Genomic DNA, 12,403 nt, shown 5'->3' with positions numbered 1-12,403 from the left:
CTTTATTATTGAAATGGAGGTATTAGCATGAGTGAAGAGAGAAAGTTGGTATGTATTGCCTGTCCAATTGGTTGTAATTTAACAGTTACATTGGAAGAAGGTAAAATTATAAATGTTGAAGGGAACACTTGTAAAAGAGGAGAAGCATATGCTATAGCAGAATGTACTCATCCTACTAGAATATTGACAACTACTATGAGAATGCGTAATGGCAAGAATCCTCTTGTATCAGTTAAGTCTGACAAGCCATTACCAAAAGAATCACTATTTGATTGTATGAAAGAAATAAATAAAGTTGTTTTAGAGGCTCCTATGAAAGTAGGGGATATCGCTATTAAAGATATAGTAAAAGGAGTTAACATAGTACTGACTAGAGATGCAGATAAAGCAAATTAAATAATTACTGGTGCTATAGCAATTATTTAATTCAACTTATATATATAAGTGGTAAAACATATTATATACTTTACTAAGGTATATAATATGTTTTATTTTTTTATTTTAATAAATTGATTCCTATTTTTTGTTCTTTTTTCAATACTTTTACTATATTTATAGATTGAATAATAATTTTATTGTATAATCAAGTATGTAATTAAATGGACAGTAAATATTAAAATTGATTATATGCTAAAAAAAATATATTAAAAATTATAAAGAAGGGTGTATTATGAATAATTATTGGGATCAAGAAATCAACAACAACATACAGTACATAAAACAGTTGTCTAAACAGTACCCCACTATTAATTCAGCATGTACGGAAGTTATTAATCTTGAAGCTATACTTAACTTACCAAAAGGAACAGAACATTATCTTTCTGATATACATGGAGAATACGAAGCTTTTATACACGTACTTAATAATGCATCAGGTGTTATAAGAAGAAAAATCGATTATATATTCGACAATACCATTAGAGAGCATGAAAAAAGACGGTTGGCAATGTTGATATATTATCCAGAACAGATACTAGAAAAAGTAAAAAACGAAGAAGAGAACTTGCTTGAATGGTATGAGATAACACTTCATAGGCTGGTTTTGGTATGTAGAGAAATATCTTCAAAATATACTAGGTCAAAGGTAAGAAAAGCCCTTCCAAAAGATTTTGAGTATATCATTGAGGAATTGCTCCATGAACAACAAAGAGAAGTCAATAAACAGGAGTATTATGATGGAATAATTAATACAATAATTGAAATCAACCGAGCAGATAATTTCATGATAGCTATTTGTAGAGTAATACAAAGGTTGGCTATTGATAGACTTCATATAATTGGTGATATATATGATAGAGGACCTGGAGCACATATAATACTTGACAAATTGATGAAGCATCATTCTATAGATATTCAGTGGGGTAATCATGATATTCTATGGATGGGAGCAGCAGCTGGTTCGTTAGCTTGTATTGCTAGTACAATAAGGATATCAGCTAGATATGGTAATCTGAATACTATTGAAGAAGGTTATGGTATTAATCTATTACCTCTGGCCACTTTTGCCATGGAATATTATAAAGATGATACTTGTGACAATTTTGATTTGGTGGTATCTGATAAAAGTGCATACACCTGTAAGGAAATCAATATTATTAAAAAAATCCATAAAGCAATATCTATAATACAATTCAAATTAGAGGGCAAGATAATACAAAGAAATCCTAATTTTATAATGAATGACAGGCTATTACTTAATATGATAGATTTTGAAAAAGGCATAATCAAAATAGCTGATAAGACTTATAAACTCTCAGATAACTATTTTCCAACTATTAATCCCAAAAATCCATATGATTTAACTATTGAAGAAAAAGATGTAATGGAAAAATTAAGACTATCTTATAAAAACAATGAAAAATTGCAGAAGCATACAAGATTCTTGTTCTCAAAGGGTAGTATGTACCTAACATATAACTCTAATTTACTATTTCATGGTTGCATTCCTATGGATAAAAAAGGAGTATTCAATAAAGTTACCATAGATGGTAAAAGCTATAGTGGTAAAGAACTTATTGATAAGATTGAAATGTTAATTAGAGAGTATTATTTTAATGATAATAATGAACTTAACAATATTGATTATTTCTGGTATCTATGGACTGGACCTAATTCACCATTGTTCGGTAAAAATAAAATGGCTACTTTTGAAAGATATTTCCTTAATGACAAAGCTATCAAAAAAGAGGATAAAAATAGTTATTATAGATATAGGGACAGTGAGGATAAATGTAGAGAGATATTACAGGAATTTGGTATAAGTGAAGATAATTCTCATATTATTAATGGTCATGTTCCTGTGGAAGTAAAAAAAGGCGAAAGTCCAATAAAAGCAAAGGGTAAATTATTAGTTATAGACGGAGGTTTATCAGAAGCTTATCAACATATAACAGGTATAGCAGGATACACACTCATATATAATTCATATGGTCTTCTTATGGTTGCTCATGAGAAATTTGAATCTAAGAAAAAAGCAATTGATAATGAAAAAGACATTGTATCTTCGTATCAGATATTAGAAAAGAACAGTAAAAGGTTAAGAGTAAAGAATACGGATATAGGTAAAGAATTGAAGAAGGAGATTATCGGATTGAAGATGCTTCTTCAAGCATATCATAAAGGTATAATAAAAGAAAAATAGACAAAAGGAGTGTTACTAATGAAAATTGGCATGGGTTATGATGTACATAGATTAGTCGAAGATAGAAAATTGATTCTCGGAGGTGTTGAAATTCCATACGAGAAAGGTTTACTTGGACATTCTGATGCAGATGTTCTGGTTCATGCGATTATGGACGCTTTGCTGGGAGCAATGGGTAAGGGAGATATAGGTAAGCATTTCCCTGATACAGATAATAAATACAAATCAATATCCAGTCTAAAATTAATGGCACAAGTAAAAGAGTTACTTACTAGTGAAGGATATAGTATAATAAACATAGATTCAACCATTATTGCTCAACGTCCTAAGATGGCTGATTATATAGATGAAATGAGGACCAATATAGCAGATGTTCTAGATATTGAAATAGAAAATATAAATATAAAAGCAACTACAGAAGAAGGCTTAGGATTTACAGGAGAAGGACTAGGGATAGCTTCACAGGCTATTTGTTTACTGAAATAAATTTAATAATAAAAGTTTATTATAGATTAGCTGGTATAAATATTATATCAGCTTTTTTTATGCCAAAAATAATTGATACTAAATCAAATAATAAAAAAAAATATTTAATATACTAACGGTTTTATAATAAAAAAGAAATATGTACCATAAGTGTATAAATAGGTCATATAAAAATATATAATTTTCTGTTATGATATAATTCAGAAATGTATATTATTTAGATAAATTTGCATATATAACTTGATTATAACAAATGATTATTTTTTGTGAAATAAAACTTAATAATATTAAAAGGAAGATAAGAATCAGATTGATAGTGAATATATTATTGTATTGATTATTTTGATAATGATAAATTACTCTGTTTGAGGGAACTGCTCTAATAGATATTGTCTCAAATAGTTTATATATCCTTACACAGATTTTTTTATATTAGAGTAGTTACAAGTAATTTATTACTTTTCAGGAAAGGAGGAATTCATTTAACAGGCTTGATATATGCTGAACAGTTTAGACATTTTTAATCTACAAAAATTAATATTAAATAAATAAAGGAGAAATTTAATGATTAAAAAATTGTTATGTTTTATGTTTACAACTGTTTTATTGGTGGGATTATTTGCATCTCATGTTAATGCTGCACTTTTGGATCAAGGACCAGTTGAGGCAAAACCATTGGTAATTCTTATTGACTTTCCTGATTACAGATATTCAGACTTTCTAGACAGAGAAGTAGAAGGGGACATTTTATCTTACAGTGATAATTATGAGGCAGCATATTATCAGGACATGTTATTTGGATCAGAAACATATAAGGGTAAGGATAATAAATATTTTATAACAATGAATAAGTATTTTAAGCTTGAGTCAAGAGAGCAGTATTCTGTAAATGGAGGTGTAGCTGGATGGTATACAGCTAAAAACAATGCAATTCACTATGGAAACAGCCAAAAAGAAGCAAGCTGGTTGGTGGAAGAGGGAGCAGATGCTGTTTCTAAGGATACTAGCATTAACTTAGCTGATTATGACGTTATTGATAAAGCTGATTATGATAATGATGGAAATTATTATGAGCCAGATGGATTAATTGATACAGTTATTCTTGTTCATGCAGGAAAAGGAGAAGAATGGTTCAGTGGTGGATCAATTGGTGCAGAAGCTGCAATATGGCCTTTTCAATCCAGTTTATCTGGTTATAGAGAAGATAAATCACCTTACGAAGTAGTTGATACCAACGGGAACACATATAAATTTGAAGATTTTGTCATGGTTGAACAGGATGCACCAGTTGGACTTATAAGTCATGAATATGGGCATTCATTAGGACTTCCAGATTTATATGGTAATTCAGAACCTGTCCAAAACTGGACTACTATGGCTGGAGGGTCATATGCAGGATATCCAATAGGTTCTATGACAGTGGGTTATGGTGCATATTGTAGAGAACAGCTTCAAAAAGATCATGGAGGAGATTGGCAAAGGCAAAATAGAATTGACCTGGATGATGTCGGTTCTGAAGGTATGGATGTAACATTAATAGCAGCCAGTTCACAAAAGTCAGGTACAGATGCTGTAAGAATAGACTTGCCAGATAAGGTGACCACTATAGTAGAGCCATATAGTGGAGATAACACTTATTATGGTGGAAAAGAAGATGCTGCTTACCATTACATGACAACTAATTTAGATTTTACTGTAGATGCCAATAAAAATATACAATTAAAATTCAAGACGCAATATGATATTGAAGAAGATTGGGATTATGCCTATGTACAGGTTAGAGAAGAAGGTACCGAAGAATGGACAGCAATTGAGGGTAATATAACAACTACTGAGAATCCAAACATAGACGAGGGTGACTTCTTAAGAAATCCTGGTCATGGTATAACAGGAAACTCTGGTGGTAATTGGGTAGATGGAATATTTGATATTAGTGACTATGCAGGAAAGAAAATAGATCTAAGAATAGGCTATGGTACAGACGGAAATACTCAAGGAACTGGACTCTTTGTGGATGATATTAGAATCACAGTGAATGATGAAGAAGTATTCTTTGATGATGCTGAGGGCGAGTTAAGATTTGCACTTGATGGATTTGAAGAGAGTAATGGTGTTTTCATAGCGGAAAATTATTACTTGATTGAATGGCGTAATCAAGATGGTTCAGATGAAGGATTAAAACAATCTTATTATTATTCTGATACCACCCCATACGATCCAGGACTTCTCATATGGTATATTGATAGAACTTACGGTACATTAGACAGACTTTCTCAAGATGGAGAAGCTAACCCAGGGCATGTTTCAGTGGGGATAGTTGATGCCGATCAAGAACCTGTCATATGGAAATATCCAAATAAGCCAGAAATGAATGTTGACAAAGTAGAATATCAGATGCATGATGCAGCATTTAGTTTGAGAAATGGAGCAGAGTATTTTATTCAATGGAATGAAGTTCAAACCATAGATGTAAATACTAATACCATATATCCTATATTTAATGATAGCAGAGATTATTCTAGTCATGGTAATCCTGCAGGTGGTTTGATTCTACCACAACATGGCATCAAGATTCTAGTAACAGAAGAAAATGCAGATAGAAGTGAAGCAAAGATCCATATTATGAATGTTAATAATGTAGTGCCACAAAGAGCTGAACCTAAAGATATAAAAATACAAAATGTACGTATTGCATTAGAACAAGTAACAGATGTGGAGATATTAAATGATTTGGTTATCGTAGAAGCTAGTGGAGAGTTAGGTACTAAAGGATATATAGGATATATTGGTGAGAATGAAGATGAAAAAGTTGTTCAGTTGGAGCTTCAAGATGGTAAGTATGTAGGAACACTTAGTGATGAAATATTCGCTGATAATTTTGATTGGAGAGTTAACTTTATTGCTCTTGAAGATTCTCAAGGTGGTATGAAGGCAATCTATAATTCAGAAGTACATGACTATGGAGTTGATTTAAGTTCTGGAAACATATCAGGTTCAACATCATATGTTAAAAGCTTAGAAATGATAGCTGTAGTTGAAGAAAATACTAGTCTAGGTTTTGGATTGATAGGTACTCTTGATAACGGAAATAATGCTTCAGAGGGTGATCTGAACAAGGTGGAATGGTCAAGTTCAGATGATTCTATTGCAAACGTAGACAGCCAAGGTGCAGTAACTGGAATAACAGAAGGCAACGCAACAATTACAGCAAAATTAGGAGGAGTAACTACCAGTTTTAAAGTAATGGTAGTTTCAGATAGCAGCAATGTCCATATAACTAATGAAACTGAACCAAATAATACTTTTTCAGATGCAAATGGACCAATTGGGAATAATCAAATGGTATCAGCAGCATATTCAGAAGGAGACAATGAAGATTACTACTATTTTGACGTCATATCTCATGACACAATCAACATAACTGTGACAGGGGATGGTAATATGGGATTTAATTGGCTTCTTTTTAAAGAATCTGATCGAAATAATTACGTAGACTATCCTGATACTGGAGGAAATATACTGAGAGGCTCTTACGAAGCTGACCCTGGTAAATATTATTTGAAAGTATATAAACATACTGGTAACAGTGGAACATATACAGTAAATATAGATGGAGCGTTAGAATAATTTAAAACTAAAACACTATAACTGGCAAATGCTGGTTATGGTGTTTTTTTTTAATATTTTAGTTAGAAATTTACTGATTTCCCTTGACTAGTTTCCTAGATAGTTATACATTTATTATATGAAGGTAACAAGTGTTACCTTATCCTAATGATGGTCTTATAGAATGATTGAAAACTAAGCCTTCTTTGTACCAAGGAGGCTATAATAATATAGATTATTTCAAATTAGGAGGTATTTATGAAAGGGAAAATGGAGGTTGAATGGAATAATGTAGAAGTAATTGGGGTTAACAAAGAGCTACCACATATTGTCGCCTTGCCTTACGACAATATTGAGGAAATTATGAATGATAAGGAATCCAGATGGAAGCAGAGTTTAAATGGAAGATGGTATTTTAAATGGGTTGCCGAACCTTCTGACCGTGAGGCTGATTTTTATAGAAGTGAATATGATGTACATAAATGGGAAAAGATTGAAGTGCCTTCAAATTGGCAATTAAAAGGGTATGGAAAGCCCATGTATCTCAATACAAGATATCCTACCAGTATTAAATTAAAAAATATACCAAATATAAGTACTGAATATAACCCAGTAGGAGCATATAAAAGAAAGTTTAGCATTGATGAAGAATGGTTGGAAAGAAATGTTTTCATCAACTTTTCAGGTGTTAACTCAGCTTTTTATCTTTGGGTCAATGGACAGAAGGTAGGTTATTCCCAAGGGTCTTTCACGCCTGCTGAATTTAATATTACCTCATATGTAGAACTTGGGGAAAATGATTTAGCTGTAGAGGTTTATAGATGGTGTGATGGGAGCTATTTAGAAGATCAAGACATGTGGCGGTTATCAGGTATATTTAGAGATGTGGATTTGATAAGCAGACCTAAAGAAGAAATAAAAGATTTTTACGTTCATTGTGATTTGGATAATGATTATCAAGATGCTACAATAATTATTGATACTAAGGTAGCATGTGAGCATTATAATCAGCAACAACTGGTTGAAGTGAAAGTTTTTGATAATGGACAACGTGAAGTTTATTTTGATACAAAATATGTTGATGGGGACCTGCTTAGATTTACAGGTAAGTTGAGCAATCCTCATAAATGGACAGCAGAAACACCTAATCTATATAAGGTTATTGTAAGTTTGTTGGATAATAATCATAATCAGATAGATATTCGTTATTGCCAATTTGGATTTCGTAAAATCGAAATAAAAAATAATGGGCTATATATAAATGGAAAATCTGTGCTTATTAAAGGAGTTAATCGCCATGAATTTCATCCAGATTATGGTCACGCAGTACCATATGCTAGGACTGAAGAAGATATACGACTATTGAAAGCCAATAATGTCAATGCCATTCGTACTTCCCATTACCCTAATAATCAATGGTTCTATGAGTTATGTGATATCTATGGCATGTATGTTATGGACGAATGCAACTTAGAAACCCATGGCATCCGAAATAAAATTCCAGGTAGCAGAAGAGAATGGATTAAGCCCTGTGTTGATAGAATGGAAAGAATGGTTGAAAGAGATAAGAATCATCCCTGCATAATTTTTTGGTCTCTTGGAAATGAAGCTGGAACAGGAAACATCTTCAAAAAGATGAGAGAGGCTACCCTGAAAATTGATACTACAAGACCAATTCACTATGAAGGGGATCATAAATTAGAATATACTGATGTATTTAGTATGATGTATGCTACCACACAGCAGGTCAATAAAATTGGACAGAATAAGGGTGTACGAGTTGGAGTAGGTGAAAACACAGGTTTGCTAGGTCATAAAGTAACACCAGAAATGTATAAGAACAAACCATTCTTACTTTGTGAATATGCCCATTGTATGGGTAACAGTCTTGGGAATTTCAAAGAGTATATGGAAGCTTTTGAGAAATATGAAAGATGTATAGGAGGTTTCATTTGGGATTTTTCTGACCAAAGCATACGTAAAAAATCTATAGAGGGTAAAGATATATGGACATATGGAGGAGATTTCAGAGACTATCCCAATGATTATAATTTCTGCGGTAATGGTATTGTAGCAGCAGATAGGACTCCTCATCCTGCTCTCTATGAAGTAAAGAAAGTTTACCAAAATATTGATGTAGAAGATGTAGATGTACAAAAAGGTGTAGTTAATATAAGAAACAAATATAATTTCATTGATTTATCATTTGTAAAATTAGTCTGGGAAATAATAGAGGATGGTTATGTAATATTAAAAGGTGAGGTTAACGTAGATAATATTCTGCCTAATGAAATTAAACAAATACAACTGAATTACAATAACCATGAATTCAAAAAACACAAGGAATATTACATGAATGCAAGGTTCCTATTAAAAGATAAAACTGCTTGGATGGATGCTGAAGAGGTTATTTCATGGTCTCAAATAAGGTTCAACAATGTAACTCTTATTAAAAACCATAAAATCAATAATAGCAGTGAGAGTATAGTCACTAAAAATAATATAAATGAAATAATTTTATACAATGATAAATTCCATGCAATCTTAAATAAGAAAAGTGGTGGAATAAATTCACTTATGTATAATAATAAAGAATTATTATGTGAAGAATTAAAACCTAATTTTTGGAGAGCACCAATTGATAATGACATGTTCTATACATTAAAAGATATATTTCCAATCCTAAAAAGAATGAATATAGGTCAGAGGTGGAAAAAGGCTACTGATAATAGGAAGGTAGAAAATATTGTTATTAATGAGGAAGATGATAATGTAAGAGTTATTGTCAAGTCAAGAGTATTCAGTACTGAAGATGGATTAACAACTACATATACTTTTTATTCTGATGGAACAGTTAAAGTAGAAAATAGTATTATTCCTCTTAAGGGAATGGTAAGATTTGGAATGCAGATGGCTGTCAAAAGGGATTATAATATCATGACTTGGTATGGCAGAGGCTTTCACGAATCATATGTAGATAGGAAGGAAAGTGCAATGGTTGGTGTCTATAGTGCACCTTGCGAGGCTTTGATTCATGACTATTTGGTACCACAAGAAAATGGAAATCGTACTGATATAAGATGGGCTAAGATAACTAACAAACATCAAGAAGGCATTAAGATTATGGATATAACGGGAGAGTTTATAAATATGAGTATGTGGCCTTATACCATGAAGGATTTAGAGGAAACAACACATAGCTATAAATTACCTAGAAGAGATTTCAATACAATAAATATTGATTATGGTCAAAGAGGGGTTGGAGGAGATATACCTGCTATGGCATATCTAAAAGAGCCTTATAAATTATTACCATATAAAAAATATTATTATGGTTTTATTATCACTCCACTTAAGCTGATTCAATAAGTTTATATGGCAGAAAGGGAAATTTTAATGAGAGTTGATGAGTTATACAACGATGAAAAATTAGATAAAAGAGATATGACAAGAAATAGAATTGTAAATGCATCACTAGAATTATTTTTAAGTGAAGGTTTTAGAGATACAACTATGGCTAGGATAGCTAAGGAATCAGGCATAAGCAGAAAAACATTATATGAGTACTTTAAAAATAAAGAAGAGATTACAACTATAATTGATATGTGTCTAATTAGAGAGTATAATAGGATAATGGAAGAAGCAATGCCGAAATTATGTGGTAATGGTTATAATAAGCTGAAACAATATTTTAGTATCATAGATAATAACATTGATAATTTTAAAGATACAATTATTTTTACAGGTATATATGACTACAATGTCAAAACTAATGAAATTAATTCATCCTTGAGAGATGAGTTCTATGACACTATTAAACAAGCAACATGGTATTTAACTGAAATATTGAAACAAGGTATTGAAGACGGGTCCATAAAAGATTATATAGACCCTCATTTGACAGCTAACACAATAGGAGATTCTTGGTTAAGTCTAGCCCAAAGAGTATTCAGAAGACATAAAAGCCTGGACATGTCCAAAGAAGAATCCAGGAAAATGATTACTCTCCAATTATCCTTGTTTTTAGAAGGGTTAAAGGCATAAAATATTTAATTGACAATAGACAAAAAAAGGTGTATATTTTTATTGGCATATGCTATAAAAAGACAGATATTTATAGTTATATAATGCCAAAAAGAGTTCAAAAGCAGAACATTTGTAATTTTTAATATAAAAGTAAATATAATGATAGGAGTGATTTAAAGTGGCATCATGTGATACATGCTCATCAAAAGGTAATTGCAGTGATAGCAAAAAAGAAAATTGTATGGTAGAAAATAATCCTATTAATAATGTGAAAAATATTATAGGAGTTATGAGTGGAAAAGGTGGAGTAGGTAAATCTACAGTATCTGTAATGCTTGCTAACGACTTAGTTAGAAAAGGATATAAAGTAGGATTGTTGGATGCAGATATAACTGGACCAAGTATCCCTAGATTATTAGGTCTACAAGATAAAAGAGCAGCAGTTCTTGAGACAGGTATTTTACCAGTTATTGCTGAAAATGGATTAAAAGTTATGTCACTCAACTTCTTGATTGATGAAGAAAATACACCTGTTATCTGGAGAGGTCCAATCATCTCTGGAACAGTAAAACAATTTTGGACAGACGTACTATGGGAAGACTTGGATTATCTAGTAGTTGACTTGCCACCAGGAACTGGTGATGTAGCACTTACAGTTATGCAGGTAATGCCTATTACAGGTGTTGTAATGGTTTCTGTACCTCATGATATGGTATCTATGATTGTAGAAAAAGCAATCAATATGACTAAGAAAATGGACGTAGATGTTATAGGTGTCATTGAAAACATGAGTTATATCAAATGTCCAGATTGTGGTAAAACAATTAAAATGTTTGAAGGTAATACAGAGGAATTCTTAGATAAAATGGGTATTAAATTATTAGGTGAACTACCAATGACTAAGGAAATTGCAAGAGATGGTATTAATAAGTCAGATGAAATAGCTAAGATGTTCGAAAAAATAACTGATGGAATAATTAAAGAATAATCGTATGCCAAGACCAAAAAAGTGTAGAAAAGTAGACTTTTTTCCTGAGTATACCTATTTTAAGCCTAGAGGCAAATCTGACCAGGAGTTGGAAGAAATTATTCTGAATATAGAAGAATTAGAGGCTATGAGACTGAAGGATATCGAGAAATTAAATCAAGAAAAATGTGCAGAAAAAATGCATGTCTCAAGACAAACTTTCCAAAATATTATTGATAGTGCTAGGCAAAAAGTTACTAAAGCTTTGACTAGTGGTATGGCAATAAATATTACTGGAGGCATTTATTGCACTAAAAAATGTAAAGTGATCTGTAAAGATTGTAATCATGAATATGAGTTTGACTTTACAAAATCAGCCCAATGCCCTAAATGTAAATCAACCAACATATATTGTAAAAAGAAGCAACAAATATGTAACAGAATAAACAAATAGTATGCTAGCAATAATTCAACCACCTAAAATATATATTAAGGGACTGTAATAATACAGTTCCTTTTTTCTGCACCAATAATACCGTAATAACTCTAATTTCCGCTTCGACCACTTAAAAAAGTTTATTAATCGTAAAATAATCTTTATAAAATAAAATTAATTTCCCTTTCACTTTTATTATAAATTGCTTTTTGATATAATAGCAATGTAATATTTTACCTTA

8 protein-coding genes are annotated in these 12,403 nt (G+C 31.4%); all 8 read left to right on the top strand.

Features of this window, described 5'->3' with window-relative positions:
• Nucleotides 1-27 precede the first annotated feature (27 nt).
• The 8 genes from AACQ14_RS22045 (at nucleotide 28) to AACQ14_RS22010 (ending at nucleotide 12,180) form a co-directional block, all read left to right on the top strand.
• Nucleotides 28-396 carry a DUF1667 domain-containing protein gene (locus AACQ14_RS22045; RefSeq protein WP_339365725.1) on the top strand — a complete coding sequence of 123 codons (369 nt, stop codon included), beginning with the start codon at nucleotides 28-30 and terminating at the stop codon, nucleotides 394-396.
• Nucleotides 397-670: 274 nt separating this feature from the next.
• The gene (locus tag AACQ14_RS22040; protein WP_339365724.1) at nucleotides 671-2,641 is read left to right on the top strand and encodes a fructose-1,6-bisphosphatase; all 1,971 of its coding nucleotides are present in this window, start codon (nucleotides 671-673) and stop codon (nucleotides 2,639-2,641) included.
• Nucleotides 2,642-2,659: 18 nt separating this feature from the next.
• Nucleotides 2,660-3,127: a 2-C-methyl-D-erythritol 2,4-cyclodiphosphate synthase gene (ispF, locus tag AACQ14_RS22035; RefSeq protein ID WP_339365723.1), complete on the top strand. Its 468-nt coding sequence runs from the start codon at nucleotides 2,660-2,662 to the stop codon at nucleotides 3,125-3,127.
• Nucleotides 3,128-3,691: 564 nt separating this feature from the next.
• Nucleotides 3,692-6,754, top strand: coding sequence for an immune inhibitor A domain-containing protein (locus tag AACQ14_RS22030; protein ID WP_339365722.1), 3,063 nt, complete (start codon nucleotides 3,692-3,694; stop codon nucleotides 6,752-6,754).
• Between the two features lie 237 nt (nucleotides 6,755-6,991).
• Nucleotides 6,992-10,102: a beta-galactosidase, LacZ type gene (lacZ, locus tag AACQ14_RS22025; RefSeq protein WP_339365721.1), complete on the top strand. Its 3,111-nt coding sequence runs from the start codon at nucleotides 6,992-6,994 to the stop codon at nucleotides 10,100-10,102.
• Between the two features lie 6 nt (nucleotides 10,103-10,108).
• Nucleotides 10,109-10,777: a TetR/AcrR family transcriptional regulator gene (locus AACQ14_RS22020; RefSeq protein WP_339365720.1), complete on the top strand. Its 669-nt coding sequence runs from the start codon at nucleotides 10,109-10,111 to the stop codon at nucleotides 10,775-10,777.
• Between the two features lie 160 nt (nucleotides 10,778-10,937).
• Nucleotides 10,938-11,747, top strand: coding sequence for an Mrp/NBP35 family ATP-binding protein (locus AACQ14_RS22015; protein ID WP_339365719.1), 810 nt, complete (start codon nucleotides 10,938-10,940; stop codon nucleotides 11,745-11,747).
• 4 nt (nucleotides 11,748-11,751) lie between these two features.
• A complete protein-coding gene (locus AACQ14_RS22010; protein ID WP_339365718.1) occupies nucleotides 11,752-12,180 on the top strand; it encodes a DUF134 domain-containing protein in 429 nt (142 codons plus the stop codon).
• The last annotated feature ends 223 nt before the right edge of the window (nucleotides 12,181-12,403 follow it).

Origin of the sequence: Vallitalea maricola, from assembly GCF_036985595.1 — a bacterium.
GTDB lineage: Bacteria > Bacillota > Clostridia > Lachnospirales > Vallitaleaceae > Vallitalea > Vallitalea maricola.
The sequence above is the reverse complement of the archived record's forward strand: the minus strand, read 5'-3'. Positions and strand labels throughout refer to the sequence as shown.